The sequence below is a fragment of the Caulobacter soli genome (assembly GCF_011045195.1).
GTDB classification, from domain to species: Bacteria; Pseudomonadota; Alphaproteobacteria; order Caulobacterales; family Caulobacteraceae; genus Caulobacter; species Caulobacter soli.
In genome coordinates, this window is record NZ_CP049199.1 from 4,232,436 (window position 1) to 4,250,004 (window position 17,569).

At 70.8% G+C, this 17,569-nt stretch carries 14 protein-coding genes; 9 read left to right on the forward strand and 5 right to left on the reverse strand.

Features of this window, described 5'->3' with window-relative positions; translation table 11 throughout:
* Window positions 1-37: 37 nt before the first annotated feature.
* The 5 genes from G3M62_RS19755 to G3M62_RS19775 all read left to right on the forward strand — a co-directional run bounded on the left by G3M62_RS19755 (window position 38) and on the right by G3M62_RS19775 (window position 5,556).
* Complete coding sequence (locus tag G3M62_RS19755) at window positions 38-1,018, forward strand: hypothetical protein (RefSeq protein ID WP_165190116.1); 981 nt, start codon at window positions 38-40, stop codon at window positions 1,016-1,018.
* Window positions 1,019-1,162: 144 nt separating this feature from the next.
* Window positions 1,163-1,732, forward strand: coding sequence for an SH3 domain-containing protein (locus tag G3M62_RS19760; protein WP_165190118.1), 570 nt, complete (start codon window positions 1,163-1,165; stop codon window positions 1,730-1,732).
* A gap of 171 nt (window positions 1,733-1,903) precedes the next feature.
* Window positions 1,904-3,511 carry a serine hydrolase gene (locus G3M62_RS19765; protein WP_165190120.1) on the forward strand — a complete coding sequence of 536 codons (1,608 nt, stop codon included), beginning with the start codon at window positions 1,904-1,906 and terminating at the stop codon, window positions 3,509-3,511.
* A gap of 107 nt (window positions 3,512-3,618) precedes the next feature.
* On the forward strand, window positions 3,619-4,365 hold the full coding sequence (locus G3M62_RS19770; protein WP_246263336.1) for a prepilin peptidase: 747 nt from the start codon (window positions 3,619-3,621) through the stop codon (window positions 4,363-4,365).
* Window positions 4,366-4,506: 141 nt separating this feature from the next.
* Window positions 4,507-5,556: a calcium-binding protein gene (locus G3M62_RS19775; RefSeq protein ID WP_165190124.1), complete on the forward strand. Its 1,050-nt coding sequence runs from the start codon at window positions 4,507-4,509 to the stop codon at window positions 5,554-5,556.
* A gap of 48 nt (window positions 5,557-5,604) precedes the next feature.
* On the opposite strand, the gene G3M62_RS19780 is transcribed toward G3M62_RS19775, so the two are convergent.
* The 4 genes from G3M62_RS19780 to G3M62_RS19795 all read right to left on the reverse strand — a co-directional run bounded on the left by G3M62_RS19780 (window position 5,605) and on the right by G3M62_RS19795 (window position 9,476).
* Window positions 5,605-6,342 carry a response regulator transcription factor gene (locus tag G3M62_RS19780; RefSeq protein WP_165190125.1) on the reverse strand — a complete coding sequence of 246 codons (738 nt, stop codon included), beginning with the start codon at window positions 6,340-6,342 and terminating at the stop codon, window positions 5,605-5,607.
* A 58-nt stretch (window positions 6,343-6,400) separates the two neighbouring features.
* The gene (locus G3M62_RS19785) at window positions 6,401-7,579 is read right to left on the reverse strand and encodes a glycosyltransferase family 4 protein (protein ID WP_246263337.1); all 1,179 of its coding nucleotides are present in this window, start codon (window positions 7,577-7,579) and stop codon (window positions 6,401-6,403) included.
* A gap of 77 nt (window positions 7,580-7,656) precedes the next feature.
* Window positions 7,657-8,919: a capsule biosynthesis protein gene (locus G3M62_RS19790; RefSeq protein WP_246263338.1), complete on the reverse strand. Its 1,263-nt coding sequence runs from the start codon at window positions 8,917-8,919 to the stop codon at window positions 7,657-7,659.
* Window positions 8,916-9,476 (reverse strand): helix-turn-helix domain-containing protein, encoded by a 561-nt coding sequence (locus tag G3M62_RS19795; protein WP_165190129.1) that lies wholly within the window; start codon window positions 9,474-9,476, stop codon window positions 8,916-8,918. Before G3M62_RS19795 ends, G3M62_RS19790 begins: the two co-directional genes overlap by 4 nt.
* 522 nt (window positions 9,477-9,998) lie before the next feature.
* On the opposite strand from G3M62_RS19795, the gene G3M62_RS19800 reads away from it, so the two are divergent.
* From G3M62_RS19800 to G3M62_RS19815, 4 genes are all read left to right on the forward strand, one after another.
* Entirely contained in the window at window positions 9,999-10,727 is a 729-nt protein-coding gene (locus tag G3M62_RS19800; protein ID WP_165190131.1) for a helix-turn-helix transcriptional regulator, read from the forward strand.
* Window positions 10,728-11,081: 354 nt separating this feature from the next.
* A complete protein-coding gene (locus G3M62_RS19805) occupies window positions 11,082-12,743 on the forward strand; it encodes a substrate-binding domain-containing protein (protein ID WP_165190133.1) in 1,662 nt (553 codons plus the stop codon).
* 204 nt (window positions 12,744-12,947) lie between these two features.
* Window positions 12,948-14,420 carry a Hint domain-containing protein gene (locus G3M62_RS26395; protein WP_205691909.1) on the forward strand — a complete coding sequence of 491 codons (1,473 nt, stop codon included), beginning with the start codon at window positions 12,948-12,950 and terminating at the stop codon, window positions 14,418-14,420.
* A gap of 190 nt (window positions 14,421-14,610) precedes the next feature.
* Complete coding sequence (locus G3M62_RS19815; RefSeq protein ID WP_165190135.1) at window positions 14,611-16,482, forward strand: tetratricopeptide repeat-containing sulfotransferase family protein; 1,872 nt, start codon at window positions 14,611-14,613, stop codon at window positions 16,480-16,482.
* On the opposite strand, the gene G3M62_RS19820 is transcribed toward G3M62_RS19815, so the two are convergent.
* On the reverse strand, window positions 16,479-17,561 hold the full coding sequence (locus G3M62_RS19820) for a M23 family metallopeptidase (RefSeq protein ID WP_165190137.1): 1,083 nt from the start codon (window positions 17,559-17,561) through the stop codon (window positions 16,479-16,481). The two genes, G3M62_RS19815 and G3M62_RS19820, sit on opposite strands and share 4 nt — an antisense overlap.
* Window positions 17,562-17,569 lie beyond the last annotated feature (8 nt).

The following is a 17,569-nucleotide window of genomic DNA, read 5'->3' on the forward strand; positions in this document are numbered from 1 at the left end:
GCCGGGTTCCGTCCGGCGCCAGGTTCTGGAGTTCTCCGTGCAGATTTCCGCCACGACGCCGAACCCCGCCGCGACCACTGCCGCGCTCGCGCCGAACGACGCGCCGGAGGCCGCCGCCCCACAGCCCGCCGTCCAGGACGCCGCCAGTCCCGCCCCCGCCCCGGCCGTGACGGTGACCCTGTCGCCCGAGGCCCGGGCCGCCCAGAAGGCCCTGACCGCCATGCCGATGGCCGACGCCGTCAAGCAGCTGACGCCCGGCGCCCAGGGCTCGGGGACGCTGGCCCAGGCCAAGTCTCTGCTGCTGAAGCTGGCCGACGGCTCCGGCGTTCCCCAGGACGAGCAGATCAAGGCCTATGTCGACCTGCAGAAACTGGTGTTCACCGACCCCGACCGCGCCTGGTTCACGCAGTCCACGCCCGAGGACCGCAAGGCCTACGCCGCCATCATGGACGGCGGCCAGACCAGCCTGGCCATCCGCAAGGCGGCCGACGACTTCAACGCCTGGGGCATGTCGCAGGACCTCCATTCCAACGTGCCGCGCAAGAATCTCGCCCACCTGAACGCGATGTCGCCGCTGCAGCAGCAGATGGTCTTCGCCGGCACGGTCAGCATGGACGGCACGGTCAACAATGGCGCGACCTCGCTGGACGAGTGGAAGGCCCAGATGCAGGTCGACATCGTCAATGTCGACAAGATGATCGCCATGGACGAGGCCGAGAAGAAGGCCGGCAAGTCGGGCAAGAAGACCGCCGAAACCAAGGTCGCCGAGGACGGGACGACCGCGTCGAACGACGACTCCCCGGAGGCCCAGGCCCTGGCGGCGCTGACCTCGCCGAACCAGGGCGACGGCGTCGCGACCGCCGCCCTGAAGATGCTGCAGAAGGCCGCCCAAGCCCGGGCCGAGGCCAAGGACCGGGTCGAGAAGGATCGCAAGGACGCCGAGGCCCGCGTGGACACGTCGCCCCGCCCCGTCCTCGAGCCCTATGTCATCGGCGACAAGGTCGACAAGTCGGTCTAACGGCGGGCGGTCGGCGCCCGCCGACGCCGAAAAATCTCACATGAACGAAACCTGTCGGCGACGCTGTCGACGCGGTTCAGCTTCACCTTGGCATGGTGCGTCTCACGGGGCCGACGGCTCCGAACCATTCACGGGACGAAGACCATGACCAAGACCTTCAAGACCATCGCTCTGACCCTGGCCATGAGCGCCACCGCCCTGACCATGACCGCCGCGCCGACCACGGCCAGCGCCATGTCGCAGAAGCTGGGCGGCGTGGTCGGCTGCAACGCCTCGGGCGGTAAGCAGGAAGCCGGCGCCGTGATCGGCGGCCTGCTGGGCGCGGTCGCCGGCAACCAGCTGGCCAAGCACAACCGAGGCACGGGCACCGCCATCGGCGCCGTGGTCGGCGCGGGCGCCGGCTCCTATGCCGGCTGCCAGATGCAGAAGAGCCGCGCGGCCGACAACGCCGGCGGGGTCTATGTCAGCGACGGCATCCGCGTGGCCCAGTCGGTCGACGCCGCCCCGATGACCAAGATCAAGGGCAAGTATGTCGCCCGCTCCAACCTGAACCTGCGCGCCGCCGCCTCGACCCGGGGCGAGGCCGTTGGCTCGGTCCGGGCCGGCGAGACCTTCCAGGCCCTGGGTCGCACCGGCGACGGCAAGTGGATCCTGGTCGGCCAGGACGGCGTCGGCGTCGGCTACGTCAGCAGCGCCTACGTCTACCGGGCGTAACGGAACGGGCCGCTTAGCGTCAGGCCCAGTACGGCAAGCCCGTCTGCTCCCCCCCCCGGCAGGCGGGCTTGTTGCGTTTCACCCTCTCCCCTCCGGGAGAGGGTTCTTCATGCCTTGCCCCGACTGCCCCGCTAGGCTTCAGTGTGCGCCTGACCTTTCCAGGACGCCTCCATGATCGCCACGACCCGCCGCGCCGCCTTGCTGTCGGCCTTCGCCACCGTCGGGGCCGCGGCGCTGGCGAGACCCGCCTTCGCCCGACAGACCGGCAAGGCGGGGGCGGCGATCGACCAGTTCGCCCAGGAGGTCATGGCCGCCTTCCCCGACGAGCCGGGCCTGGGGATCTGCATGGTCGAGGACGGCGAGATCACCCTGGCCAAGGGCTATGGCGTGCGCCGCCTGGGCGGGCCCGACAAGGTCACCGACTCCACCCTGTTCGGCGTGGCGTCCAACACCAAGGCCTTCACCGCCGCCGCCCTGGCCATGCTGGTCGAGGAGGGCAAGGTCGCCTGGGACGACCCGGTCACCAAGTACCTGCCGACCTTCGAGATGAGCGACCCGATCGTCACCAGGCTGATGACCGTGCGCGACCTGCTGTGCCACCGCTCGGGCCTGACCCTGGGGGCCGGCGACCTGATGATCTGGCCCAATCCCACCCACAGCCGGGCCGACATCGTGGCCGGCCTGAAGTACCTGCCGATCGGCGGCCAGTTCCGGGGCGGCTACGCCTATGACAACGTGCTGTACGTGGCGGCCGGCGAGGTGATCGCGGCCATCACCGGCAAGCCGTGGGAAGCCTTCATCCAGGCGCGGATCCTGGACCCGCTGAAGATGACCGACAGCGTCCCCCTGCCCTCGCTGATCGGCGCCCGGCCGCGCGCCGAGCCCCACGCCCGCATGGGTCCGCCGGTGCGGGGCCTGGGGCCGCAGACCGTGCTGCCGTTCGACGGCAGCTTCGACTCGGCGGGCGCGGCCGGCGGCCTCAACGCCAGCCCGCGCGACATCGGCAAGTGGATGCAGGTCCAGCTGGGCCTGGGCACGACGCCGGGCGGGACCAAGCTGTGGACCGAGGCCTCGGGCCGCGAGATGTGGAAGCCCCAGACCATCACCGCCTGGTCCGACGGCCCGATCGCCGACAACCCCGTGCGCGCCAGCTTGCAGGCCTATGCTCTGGGCTGGTTCGTCAACGACCATCGCGGCGAAAAGATCGTCTGGCACACCGGGGGCCTGGCCGGCTTCATCTCCTATACGGGCCTGCTGCCGGGCCGGAAGTCGGGGATCATGGTGATGACCAACGCCGAGGAGAACACCGTCTTCCGGTCCCTGCGCTACGGCGGTCCCGACCGGCTGCAGGGCCGCAGCGACTTCGACTGGATCGCCTCCAGCCGCAAGGTCCAGGCCGAGAACGACGCCAAGACGATCAAGGAGGCGGCCGAGGCCACCACCCCCAAGGGCGGCGGCGCGGCGCCCACCCTGCCGCTGGCCGCCTATGCGGGCGTGTATCGCGATCCCTGGTACGGGACGGTGAGCGTTTCGGTGGTCGGAAAGGGCAAGAAGGCGGCGCTGAAGATCAGCTTCGACAAGACCCCGGCCCTGCGCGGCGCCCTGGAAACCTTCGACGGCGACACCTTCAAGACCCGCTTCGACGACCGCTCGCAGGAGGACGCCTTCGTGGTGTTCTCGGTGAAGGACGGCAAGGTCGCGGGGGCCACGATGCGGGCCGTCTCGCCGCTGGCGGACTTCTCGTACGACTATCAGGATCTGAAGCTGGTTCGCCAGTAAGCGCCGTTCCGGTCGTGCGCCGACGCCCGTGACGTACAACCGTCACAGGCGCCGCCCTATGGTCGCACGGTGGCGGCGAAAGCGGACCTTCTGCGTTGAACCCTGACGTGATCTGGACCCTCGTCGCCCTGGCGGCCGCCCCGTTCGTCGGCAGCTTCATCGGCCTGCTGACGCTGCGCCTGCCCGCCGGACGGCCGTGGATCGCGTCCCGCTCGGCCTGCGACGGCTGCGGCCGCCGGCTGGGACCGCCGGACCTGGTCCCGATCGCCAGCTTCCTGGTCCTGCGCGGCCGCTGCCGCACGTGCCGCGCGCCGATCCCGCCGCGCTACCCCATGCTGGAGGCCGGGTGCCTGGCGATCGCCGCCTGGAGCGCCCTGGCCCAGTCTGGACCCCTGGTCCTGGCGACCGCCGCCCTCGGCTGGGGCCTGCTGACGGCGGCGGTGATCGACGCCGAGAACCTGTGGCTGCCCGATGTCGTGACCCTGCCGCTGGGCGTGGCCGGCTGGGCGGTCACGGTCGGGCTCGGCGTCGCCCCGCCGTTCGAGCCGCTGATCGGCGCGGCCGTCGGCTACGGCGTCCTGGCCCTGGTCGGCCTGTCCTACAAGGCGCTGCGCGGCCGCCAGGGGCTGGGGGGAGGCGATCCGTTCCTGCTGGGCGCGATCGGGGCCTGGGTCGGCTGGCAGAGCCTGCCGACGGTGCTGCTGTGGTCCTGCGGCGTCGGCCTGGCCGCCGCGGCGGCCATCGGATTGATCCGTCGACGGATCGACACGACGCAGCCCCTGCCGTTCGGGACCTTCCTGGCCGTCGGCGGCTGGCTGACCTGGCTCCTGGGACCGTTGCCGGGCCTGTCCTGAGCATCCGCGCCGCACTCTACTTCAAAAAGAAAGCTCTCGATTTTTATGAAGAAAATTTCTCAATTCAGACTCTTCTGACCCCAATACGTTTGCTGTATCAAATCTCGGGGCACGGGGCTTGCGGCTATTAGGAAATAAGCCATGAGCAACGTTAATGGTACTGCTGGCGATGATCAAGTGATCCTTGGGACCACTCTGACTCCGTCGAATATTTACAACGCTCAAGCGGGCAACGACACTGTCATCGGTTCGGCGGGTTTCAACCTGATCCTGGGCGGTGACGGCGACGACCATCTGGACGGCCGTGGCGGCAGCGACGTCATCCTGGGCCAGAACGGCGCGGACGTGATCCGTGGCGGCGCGGGCCTCGACATCGTCACCGGCGGCGCCGGCAACGACACCTTCGTGTTCCACGCCGGCGACCTGACGGGCTCGCTTCTCGCGCCCGACGTGATCCTCGACTTCCAAGGCGCCGGCAACACCACGGGCGCCAACCAGGACGTGCTGGAACTGCACGGCTTCTCGGCCGGCTCGACGCTGAACTTCGTCGGCACGCTGGGCGGCGCCACCGCCCAGCTGTACAAGATCAACGACGCCGGTAACCCGTCGGCCAGCGGCTACGTGCTGATCAACACCGACAGCGCCGCGCACTTGGACGCCAACGACGTCCACTTCAACGCCAAGCCGACCGACGCCGTCACCCTGAACTTCGAAGACATCGACCCCTTCGGCGACACCACCATCTCGAACGGCTACCACGGCTTCAACATCAAGGCCGGCGGCGTCTTCCTGAACGGCGTCGGCAAGGACGACTTCCCGAACTCGGGCTACGCCACCGCCATCGACGGCAATGTCGGCGCTTACAACCCGTTCGCCGCCGACCCGATCGTCGTCACGCGCACCAACGGTTCGGACTTCATCTTCGACAAGGTCCAGATCGCCGCCGCGGCCGACGACTCGCAAGTCGTCACCTTCAAGGGCTACAGCGACGGCTTCGAAGTGGGCAGCATCACCACGACCATCCACTACGGCGTGCCGACCCTGGTCGACGCCGACTGGGGCGTGATCGACACCCTGGTGATCGACCGCGTGTCGACCACCGGCGACCACAGCCCGGCCGACGACGTCGACGGCTCGCAGTTCGTGCTCGACAACTTCCACTTCGTCGTCACCCACGACAGCATCGTCTAGGACTGTCGCGATCTGACGGCCGCCGCCGCGTTCTCGCGGCGGCGGCTTTCAGCCTCCGCCCTTCAGGCTGACCAGACCCAGGCTCACCGAAAGCGCGACCGCGTGGATCTTGTTGGTCGCGCCCAGCTTCTCGGTCACGTTCTTCAGATGGAATTCCACCGTGCGGCTGCTGATGCCCAGGGCCTTGCCGGTCTCGGCCACCGTACGGCCTAGCGCGGCCAGGCGCAGGCACTCGATCTCGCGTCCGGTCAGGGCCGAGCTGGCCGTCGCGGCCGGCCGAACGTCGCTCAGGGCGCTCTGGTGCAGGTCGGCGGCCGCCAGGGCCAGCACGCCCGCGGAGTCGCCCGCCAGGGCCCGGGCCATGTCGAGGTCCTGGCCGATCAGCGCCACCAGGCCCGGCCCGGCCGCGTGGTCCTGCACCGGAATCGCCAACCCCGCGCAACGGCCCGAAAACCCCGGCAGGCGCTCCTCGATGCTGGTCCAGGCGAACGGGCGGTAGGCGGCGGCGGCGCGGCGGGCCACGCTGCTGGCGGCCAGGGCCGTCCCGTACTGCCGCAGCGCGATCGGCGAAGAGGCGACTAGGCGCGACGGCGCCGTCTGCTCCGGACCGCACACGGCGTGACCGATATGCAGATAGAGGCCGCTGTAGAAGCCGTAGTCCTGGGCCAGGGCGCGCAGGCGCTGGTCCAGGCCCAACGACGCGCGGCGCTCGACGGCGACGCCTCGCGCGGGCGTCCCGGGCGGCCCCTCCGGCGAGCGATCGAAATCCGAAACGGCTATGAACATGGACTATCCTCGCGCCGGGGTTCCGGGAGGCGGTGCGTCATCGGTCGCGCGACGGGCGTCATCGCGCGACCTCCTCGATCAGGTCGAAAGCGACCCTGAAGTGGTCGTCCCAGCCCGGCCTGCGCCATGTCGCCAGCCGCTCCAGCTGGCGACGGCGCGGCTCGGACCACGGCTGGGCGTAGTCGCGGACGGCGGCGGCCCAGGCCGGCCCGTCCAGGGGGTCCAGATAGTCGGCCGCGCGGCCGCCCACCTCGCGGTGAGCCGGAATGTCGCTGGCCAGCACCGGCGCGCCCAGACCCAGCGCCTCGGCGACCGGCAGGCCGTAGCCCTCGGCGAACGACGGGCACAGCACCGCGCGGGCGCCGCCGATCAGGGCGCGAACCGCCTCGTCGCCCAGCCCGCCGCGCTCCTCGACCACCCCGGCCAGGACGGGACTACGGTCGAGCAGGTCGAGAATGTTCTCGTTCTCCCAGCCGCGCGCCCCGACGATCACCAGCGTCGGGGTGGCGGCGACCCCGTCGCGCTCGGCCCAGCGCCGCCAGATGTGCAGCAACAGCAGGTGGTTCTTGCGCGGCTCGATGGCGCCCAGCACCACGAAGTAGGGCTTGGCCGGCACGGCGGCGGGCGGGGGCGGCGGCGTCGGCAGGCCGAGCGGCGCGACCCGCACCTCGGGGCGGCGCCCGGCGCGGGCCAGGTGCGGCGCCAAGGCGGCCGCCGTCGCGTGGGAATTGACCAGCACCCCGTCGGCCAGGTCGACCAAGGTGGTCAGCCGGCGCTCGAACCGCGACGCCCCGCCGTCGGCGACGAATTCAGGGCGCTCGATCGGGATCACGTCGTGCACGAAGGCGACCAGCCTGGCGCGTTCGCGACGCAACGCGCCCTCGTAGACGCGCCGGCGCTCCAGGCCGCGCGGCGACAGATGCAGATAGACCCGCCCGGCGCCGGACGGCGCGTCGAAGACCGGCCGCGCGCCTAGCATCGCCCGGAGCATGGCGCGCCGGCGAACCTCGGCGACCTCCTCGGCCGCCCCGCCGGCCCAAGCCTCGCGGGTGGCCGCCAGATAGTCCGACACGGCCGCGACGGGGAACCGCGCATAGCCCAGGCCGGGATGGAAGCCGGCGAAGCCGAGGCGATCGGGCGCCCGTTCGGCCAGGGCCTGGGCGTAGGCCATCTCGACGCGGTCGATCCCCGTCGGCGTCGGCTGGCGCCAGCGCGACAGCATGCCGGCGATGTCCATGACGACGTCCGCCGGCCCCCGCGGGGCGGATCGGCCGACCCGTCCGGCGGGCCGCCGTTCAAGAAGCGCCGTGTCGCTCATTCGGCGGCGATCATGTGCGACGGAACGAAGCGCTCGCGGGTCTCGACGGCGTCGGCCGCGCGGAGGATCCGGTCGGCCGCGGCCAGCACCAGGCCCGGTCGGGTCTCGATCGCGTAGAAACCGCCCCACAGCAGGCAGCGGTCGGCCAGCACCCGCCGGAAAGCCTCGTAGAGCGCCGGGTCGGGCTGCTGGCGCGCCCGCCAGAAGGTGTCGAGAGAGCCCTGGTGGGTCAGACCGGCCACGTCGTAGACGGCGCGGCCCAAGGTGATCACCGGCACCCCCGCCGCGAGCGCCAGGGTGCCGGTGGTGCTGTTGACGGTCACCACGCCCTGGGCGCCGGCGACCAGCGCGTCGATGTCGCCCTCTTCCAGGAAGACCACCCGGTCGGCCACATCCAGGGCCTGGGCGCAGTCCAGCACGCGCCGCCGCCAGTCGCGCAGGCCGTTGTCGAGCGGATGCTCCTTGATCACCAGGCGCGGGCCGGGCGGCGCGTGGCGGGCGAACGAGGTCAGGATCCGGACCAGGGCCGGCTGCATGCCCGCGAAGTCGGAATGGGCGCGCAGCTGGTAGTCGGAGTCCAGTTGCAGGGGCAGCAGGAAATAGCCCGCCTCGCTCCCGAGGGCCGGCCCAGGCTGGCGCGGCGTCGCCGGACGCCGCCTCAGGACCCGCCGCGCCCAGCCGATCGCCTCCAACGCCGGATGCCAGGGGCGATGGGTGCGGTAGCCAGGGAACAACGGCCCCGCCAACACGGCGGCCAGATAGTAGAGCACGCTGGCCCGCGCCCGCCAGCCGATCGCCGAGGGCAGGGGCGCGCGCCGTGGAACCGGATCCAGTCCCCGCGCCGCGTCGCGATACCATTGCGGATCGTCGGGCAGCTCGGAAAAGCCGTTCACCCCGCCGCGCTCCAGCGTCACCCAGTCGGGCCGCACATAGCCTTCCTCGAACACGTGGACCGTCAGCCCCAGTCCCGGCGCCGCGGCGCGGGCCACGCGATGCAGGGGACGGCAGTCGCCGAACAGCACCAGATCGGTGATCCCCCGCGCGCGGACCAGGCGGGTCAGGAACCCCGGCCAGGCGTCCGCGCCACGGCCATAGTTGTCGCCCTCGCCGCCCCAGTCGACCAGGTCGCCGCCGTTGAAGTTGATCCGGTGAACGCCGTGGCCGCGCTGGCGCAGGACCCGCGCCAGCTCGAGGAAGAAGGCGCCGGGCGGTCCTTGCAGGAACAGGATCTCGCGGCGAGCGGACGCCGGCCCGCTCACGATTCCGGCTCCAGGCTTCGCCGCGGATCGGCGACCTCGACCGCGCGCGCCTCCAGGGCGACGGCGCTCTGTTCCGTCGCCGGTCGGAAGACCCGCTCGACCGTCAGCGCGACGGCCGCCCGCGCCCGTTGCAGGGCCGCGTCGTCGGCGCCGGCGCGCTCCATCCGCATCTCGGGCGAGCGGCCGGTGTCGCGCCGGTACAGCTGGTGGAAGCGGCCGAAATAGCCGAAGCCGCAAACCTGGGCCACGGCCCGGGGACCTAGGTCCGGATCGGCCCGCAGCGTCAGGTCGACCAACCGCACGCGCATCTTGAGCAGGGAGCGGTAGGTCGACTCGCCATGGACCCGCGCGAAGGCCGCGCGCAGGGCCTCGGGCGACACGCCCAGCGCCGCGGCGACCATCGTGTCGGTCATCCTGCGGGGCAGCGCCGACGCCACATGATACTCCGCCGCGGCCACCAGCGCCTTGGCCGACAGCGCGGCGTTGAACAGCGACGCGGAAGCGGCGACGCAAGCGTCGGTCGCCTCGGCCAGATCCTGAACTTCTTCGTACGCCATGTTCGCTGTCATCCGAGCCGGTTCACCGGGGAGCACGTTCAAGTCGGCAAGTCGGGATCATCCCCGTCACGATCGACGAACGTCGGGGCCGACCGGCGTCCGGCGCACCGCGCCGACCGTTCGGGCGTGCACGACCGAGTCTTCGCGCCAGGACTGTCCGACGTATGAGATGTGCAAGGCCCGCGCTCCCCCTTGGGCGTCTTCCCACGTCGTAAGACAAAGGCGGCGGGCTTCGGGCGACACGGGGATATGTAAATTTTTTGCGTCGGTCGGGGCGGCTCATGGCCTCGCCGCGAGGATTCCCCCGTAAGTAGAGCGACTTGCGAATTGGACCTCGCGGCGCGATCGTTCCGATGCGCGGGTTACACGAAAGGTTCACGTGTTTCCGTGTCGCCGCGCCCCGTCGCCGTCTGTCCTGTCATGAGGGCGAGGCCGTAGAGCCTGCCCGACGGAGACAGGCGCGATGATCCTTCCGGACCCGACGGCCGGCGCGGCGCGAACGTTCGCTCACGGAGCATGCTCTTGAGCGCGCGGCCCACGGCCCTTTCCGCCGCCGCGCCGATCGACCCCGTGTCGGCCTATCGCGCGGCGCTCGGCATGGCCGCCCGCCGCTGCGGGTTCGCCCACGCGGCCTACATGCACCTGGGCTACCGGCTGCCGGGCGAGACGGTCGCCGCGCCGGGCCGGCTGATCTCGTCCGGCGCGCTGGACGAGACGCTCTATCGCAAGCGAGGCTATCTGGCCTTCGACCCGCTGGCGGCCCGCGCCGCCGGGGCCTTCGCGCCGTTCGCCTGGACGCTGGACGACCTGGCCGAGCCGGCCGCCCGCCCCCTGGCCCGCGCCTTCGAGGCCTGGGGCGTCCGGTCGGGCCTGATCGCGCCGATCCAGGACTCAACCGCCGGTCCGGCGTTCGTCAATTTCTTCGTTTCCGAGGCGCGGTCCGCGCCGGCCGACGCCGAGGCCGAGGCGGCCCGGGATGGCGGCGCCCTGTTGGCCGCCGTTCGCCTGCACGCCATGGCCCGGGCCGACCTGCCGGCCGCCGGCGTCGCCGACGGCGCGCTGAACGCGCGCGAGATCCATGTGCTGCGCCTGGCCGCCAAGGGCCTGACGGAGATGGAAACCGCCGCGGAACTCAAGCTCAGCCGGCGGGGGGTGCAGTTCCACCTGTCCCGGGCCGGCGCGAAGCTGGACACCCCCAACAAGACCGCCGCCGTGGCCCGCGCGATCGCGCTCGGCCTGCTGGCTCCATGACGTCAGACTTAGAAGCTTAATACTCACTAGTCCGAAATCCGGATTACCGAGACATCTCGTTGAATCTTATTAGATTCGATATCTATTCTTCGATAACCACAACTCTCGATGACAAATTAAATTCACAATTGAACCCAATTGACTCTTCTACTATTGGATGTAGAAAGAAAAGGCATACACGATCTTCGCTTAAATAGATGACCAAACGTCATGCTATGAAGCCAAGAAGCATATGCGACTATACTGATATAAACTCTACACATCCATCTACACTTGCCAGCGGCGCTCGCTAGAGCGGCGTCGTGAGCACTCACGAGCGTATGCTCTCAATCAGACGGACAAAGGATAATACCCATGTCTATCAAGCTTCGCGCCCTGATGGGCGTCAGCAGCCTGGCCGCCCTCGCCCTGGCCGGCGCCGCTCACGCGGGCGACATCTGGGGTGGCGGCTCCACGCTGATCGCCCCCTATCACTGGCAAATGGCCTACTGCTACGGCACGAACCTGCCTAACCCCGGCGACGGCGCCGAGTTCAAGACCCCGCCCGGCACGGCCTTCTCGCTGACCCCGGCCCCGAACTGCTCGACCCGCACCCCGACCGGCTTCGCCACCAGCAACACCGTCCACTACGCCCTGACGGGTTCGGGCCTTGGCGCCGCCGGCGTCTACAGCCACGACCGTTCGCGCTACGGCGTCACCGCCTGGACCGGCGACGTGCAGTACGGCCTGTCGGAAAGCGCCCTGGGCTCGACCGAAGTCGGCTACTACGACAACGGCACCCCGGGCGCTGGCGGCCCGACCCCCACGGTCTTCCAGGGCATCACCCTGAAGACCCCCGCCTCGGGCGCCAACCAATACGACGTCCCCAAGCCGAAGTACGGCCCGCTGGTGCAATTCCCGGTCGCCGTGGCGCCGGTCGCCCTGGCCTACGACCCGATCTACAAGAAGGTCAAGAACGCCGACGGCACCGTCTCGGAGTACCGTTTCAACGTCAAGTTCCCGCGTACCGGCGGCGGCCTGCATCTGGACGCCACCACCTACTGCAAGATCGTCAACGGTCAGATCACCGACTGGAACGACCCGGCGATCACCGCCCTGAACAACAACTTCTCGCTGCAAGACACCACCGACACCGGCACGTTCAGCGTTCCGATCGAACTGGTCGGCCGCTCCGAGAGCTCGGGCACAACCCAAGTGACCACCCGTCACTTCGCCGCCGCCTGCGGGTCTCTGACGGGCAACGCCTTCATCGTCACCGCCGGCGAATCGACGCTGCCGGTCGCCGTGCGAGGCAACCCCGTGGGCGGCGCGCCGGTCCTCGGCAAGTTCACCCTGGCCACCGGCTCGGGCGGCGTCGCCGGCTATGTCAGCTTCTCGGACGTCCCGACGACCACGGGCCAAGTCATCACCCGCGGCCGCCTGGGCTATGTGGGCGCCGACTACGCCCTGCCCGCCTCGGCCAACAACGGCCTGCCCTACACGCTGTTCACGGCCGACCTGAAGAACGCCGCCGGCGCCTATCGTCCGCCGGCGAGCACCAACGCGACCAGCGCGTTCAGCGGCCAACGCGCCCCGGAATCGAACTCTTCGGGCAACTACGACGCCACCCAGACCGACTGGGGCTCGCGCTCCAACGCGTACGACTGGGTGCGCCTGACCTCGAACAGCAGCACCGCCAGCCTGGCCAACCCGACCCCGGCCCTGGCCTATCCGATCGTCGGCACGGTGAACTTCCTCGGCTACACCTGCTACAACAGCAGCGCCAAGGTCGACACCATCCGCACGGCTTCGGTTGGCGCAGCCCCAGGCTATATCAACTACTGGTTCGCCAACCCGGCCGTACTGACCAACGCCGGTCTGGCCCCTCTGCCGGGGACCTGGCAGACCGCCATCACCGAAACCTTCCTGACGCCCACCACCGCGACCTCGGCGCTGAACCTGTATTTCGATACGGCTCACGCTGGCGGCACGACGGGCAACAGCGCCTGCAGCGTCTCCACGATCGTCGGCGCCTAATCCACCCTTCGACTTCGATCGACTTGGGGGGCCCCGGCGCAAGCCGGGGCCCTTTTTTCGATCGATTTCAAGGGCCCCGTGCGCCGGAACTCTTCACGCGAAAGCCTGTGTTTAGCCACAGCGACAGGCGCCGGCCGGCGTCCTAGGGTCCGGTCGAGGCGTCGCGGACCGCGCGCGACCATTGAGATATCCGAGGAGCGTTAGATGACCGCGTTCACCCCTGGCGTGCTGGAGAGCCTGGTCGGCGTCACCTTTTCCAACGGCAGCCTGGTTCTGTACGCCACCTCGCAAAGCGCCGACGGTTACGGCGGAACGCTTTCGGTCGGCGCCGGCAATATCGACAACGTAAGACCCGGCGCCGTGACGGTCACCGCCGTCCACGCCAGCTACACGGCCGCCTTCAACGTCTACAGCCCAACGCCGGCCGACCATTACTACCACTACTTCGCGACGTTCGGCACGATCAGCCTGAGCGACGGCAACACCTACACGATCTTTGCGACCAGTTCGAACGGCCTAGTCCTGGGCCTGGACAGCTTCATGATCGAGGCCGATGGCGCGGTTTTCGGTTCCTCCTTCTTCACCCTCACCAACACGCCCAGCCCGACCTATCCGCTGTCGTTCAACAACGACGCCACGGCCTACGTCGCGCCGGTCTGCTTCGCCGAGGGTTCGCGGATCCTGACCGCGCGTGGCGAGGTGGCCGTCGAGGATCTGATCGAGGGCGACGAGGTGGTCACCGCCAGCGGCGGGATGCGGCCGGTGATCTGGATCGGCAGCCGCCACGTACGCTGCGATCGCCATCCGCGCCCCGCCGAGGTGCATCCGGTGCGCGTGCGCGCCGGCGCGTTCGGCGACGGTCTGCCCGCCCGCGACCTGCGGCTGTCGCCCGGCCACGCGGTGGCGATCGACGGCGTGCTGGTCCCCATCAGCCTGCTGGCCAACGGCGCCACCATCGTCCAGGAACAGGTCGACACGGTGCGCTACTTCCACGTCGAGCTGGACGCCCACGACGTGATCCTGGCCGAGGGCCTGGCCTGCGAAAGCTATTTCGACGACGGCAACCGCGACGTGTTCGGCAACGCGCCCGGACACCTGGCGCTTTATGGCCGCCTGGACCCCCAGGACTGGGATCAGGCCTGCCTGCCCGTCGTGCGCCACGGCCCCCAGAGCGAAGCCCTGCGCCAGCGCCTGCTGGAACGGGCCGGCGCCCTGGGCTGGACGCGCGGCCAGGCCCCGCAGGTCACGCTGGACGCCGACGGCGAGGCGATCGCGCCGGTGTTCTCGACCGAACAGCGCCTGTGGTTCCTGGTCCCGGCGGCGCGCACCCTGGTCCTGCGCAGCCCCGCGGCCGCGCCGGCCCTGACCCAGCCCGGCCATGGCGACTGGCGCCGTCTGGGCGTGGCCGTCAGCGGCCTGCGCATCGGCGGCCAGCCCCTCGACCTGGCGTCCGACACGCTGGGCCGCGGCTTCCACGTCCTGGAGCATCACGAGACCGAAACCGCCCGTCTGTCCTGGCGCTGGACCGACGGCGCCGCCGAACTGCCCGCGACCTCTCATCCGACCATGGTCGAGATCGAGGTGCTGTGGGTCTCTCCCCGTTGGATCGCGCCCGACCAGACGCTCAATCAGGCAAGCCCCCTAGCCCCGCGCCTGCGTCTTGTCGAAGCGGGCTGATCCGACCCCGGCCGTCGTCGCCCCTTGGCGGCGGCCGGGCGCCTCCTTCAGTCCTGCGGCGTCCCCTGGGCCGCGAGCCGGGAGCGCCGATCGGCGCGACTGTGCTTAGGCTCATTGCCGCGCGGTCGATCGATCGCCACCAACACCGAAACAGCCTCGCCGGATGGGCGCGGCCCGCCGGAGCGCCGCCATGTCCCTGATGGAAGCCGACTGCCCCGCCGAGGCCACGGCCACGTCGCCCCTGGAAGGCTGCGCCTGCCGGTCCGGCCTGCCGCCCGAGCTGTGCTGCGCCCTCGACCTGAAGACCGCCGCGCGAACCTCGGCCTCGCCCAAGGTCGCCGCCGCCCTGGCCCGGATGGCCCAGGCCTATGACGACGGCGAACTGATCCTGGCCGAGCACTTCGCGCACGAGGCGCTGCGGACGGTCCCCGGTCACCGCGACGCCCTGGGCGGCCTCTACAACATCTGCAAGGACACCGACCGGCCGCAGGCGGCCGAGGCGCTTGTGCGCCGCATGGCGGCCCTGCATCCGGAGGACCCCGTCGTCCGGATGAACGCCGCCCTGTTCTTCCGCAGCAAGAGCGCGTTCACCGAAGCCGCCGTCCACGCCCGGGTGCTGCTGCGCCTGGCCCCCGACGTGGCCCTGGCCCAACGCATCATGGGCCTGGTCTTCGTGAGCCTGCACCAGGCGGTCGGCGCCGAGCACCATCTGCGCCAGGCCATCGCGCTGGGCGACGCCGACGAGGCCGAAACCCTGGTCGGCCTGGGTCAGGCCCTGCGTGGCCAGGGCCGCTTCGAGGAGGCCCGCGCAGCCTACGCCCAGGCCCTGGAGCGGATCGCCGCCCCCGGCGCCGAGGCCGTGCTCAGCGCGTGGTTCGAGCTGGAGGAGGCCGACGGCCGCCTGGACGAGGCCCTGGCCCTGATCGAGCGCCTGGCCGCCCTGGCGCCGGACGATCCGCGCGTCGCGATCGGCCGGGCCACGATCCTGCGCCGCCGTCAGGATCCCGAGGCGGCCCTGGCCGCGCTCGGCGCCCCGCCTCCCGCCGGTCCTCACGCCCCGGTCCGGATCCTGGCGATGAAGGAGCGCGGGACGATCCTGGACGCCCTGGGCCGTCACGACGAGGCCTTCGCCGCCTTCGCCGCCTTCAAGGACCAGACCGCCGAACTGACCGGCAACCGCTATCGCGCCGAGGCCGCCGCCCATCAGGCCCAGACGCTGAAGGCGTTCTTCACCGCCGGCCGCACGCCGCTGCTGCCGCGCGCGGGCGTGCGGACCGACGTCGCCCAGCCGATCTTCGTCGTCGGCTTCCCGCGCTCGGGCACGACCCTGGTCGAGCAGACCCTGTCGTCGCATCCGGCCATCGCCGCCGGCGACGAACTGCCGCTGATCGGCCAGCTGACCGAACGTCTCGGCGGCCTGCTGGCCAGCGAGGGCTCGTATCCCCAGGCCCTGAGCGAGCTGTGGTTCGGCGACAAGACCGGCCTGATCGACACCCTGCGCGACCACTATCTGAACGAAGCCGCCCGCATGGGCGTGGTCCACGCCGGCGCGGCCTGGTTCACCGACAAGATGCCGCTGAACGAAACGCATCTGGGCCTGATCCACCTGCTGTTCCCGCGCTCGCCGATCGTGCACCTGGTGCGCCATCCGATGGACGTGACCCTGTCTGTGTTCTTCAACGCCCTGAGCCACGGCTTCCATTGCGCCTCGACCCTGGACAGCGCCGCCCGTCACTTCGCCCTGACGGCGGACCTGGTGGAGCACTATCGGTCGGTGCTGCCGATGCGCTACCTGGCCGTGCGCTACGAGGACATGGTCACCGACCAGGAGGCCCAGGTGCGCCGCCTGTTCGACTTCATCGGCGAGTCCTACGATCCCAGCGCCCTGGACTTCCACGAAAACCCGCGCCCGGCCCGCACGGCCAGCTACGCCCAGGTGACCGAGAAGCTGTACGACCGCTCGCGCTTCCGCTTCCGCCGCTATCGCGAGCAGCTCGCGCCGGTCGAGCCGATCCTGCGCCCCTGGATCGAGCGGCTGGGTTACGGACTGGACGACCTCTAGAGGTCGTAGCCCGCCCCTCGGCCCTCGAACGGCGCCGCGCACCGGCGCGCGGGGTCGGCGGCGCAGGCGGCCAGCACCCGCGCGATCGCCTGGCGGCGCATCTCGAAGGCCCGCTGCTCGGCCAGGTCCAGCGGCGGCGCCGGAGGGCGGGCCATGGCCGGGTCGATGGCGACGCCGCCCGATCGCACCTCGAAATGCAGGTGCGGCCCGGTGACCTGCCCGGTGTCGCCGCTCCAGCCGATCACCTCGCCCTGGCGGACGCCGCCGCGCGCGGCGACACCCGGCGCGATGCGCGAAAGATGGGCGTACAGCGTCTCGAGCGCGCCGGCGTGGCGCACGACGATGCGCCGGCCGTAGCCGCCGTCCCAACCGGCGGCCTCGACCACGCCGTCGGCCGCCGCCAGCACCGGCGTGCCGGCAGCCGCGCCGAAGTCCACCCCGCGATGCATGCGGGTATAGCCCAGCACCGGATGCAGCCGCAGGCCAAAGCCCGAGGTGACGCGCGAGACCGCCAGCGGCGTGCGCAGCAGGAAGCGGTCCAGCGGCACGCCCGTCTCGTCGACATAGCCGCCGCCGGACCGTGGACCGCGGAACAGCCTGACCTTAGCCAGCGCCCCGTCGAACTCGACATAGTCCAGCCGCCCCTCCGGCCCGGCGGAGGCCGCCTCGCGAACCACCAGCCGCACCCGGTCGCCCAGCGCCACGTCGCGGGTCAGGTCCAGGCGGTGGGCCAGCACCGCCAAGGCCCGGCCGACCGCGGCGCGGCGCAGCGGATCATCCTCGGATCGGCCGTAGAAGACATCCTCGACCGTGCCCTCGATCAGCCGCGCCTCGCCCGGCTCCAGCGCCTCGGCGTCGGCCGCCGGCGGCGCGTCGGTCAGCAGCACCGGCAGCGGCGCGTTGTCTCGGATCGCCGTCGCCAGGTCGTCGCCAGCGGACGGCGGCGCGGTCCTGGCCGGCGTCGCGTGGACGGCGCGGCCGGTGACATGGGCTCCGGAGACGGGCGCGGTCGAGGCGGCCGCCAGCAACGCCATCCCGATCGACAGCAGCCAGGCGACGGAACGGTGGCCGCGACGCATGTTACGCC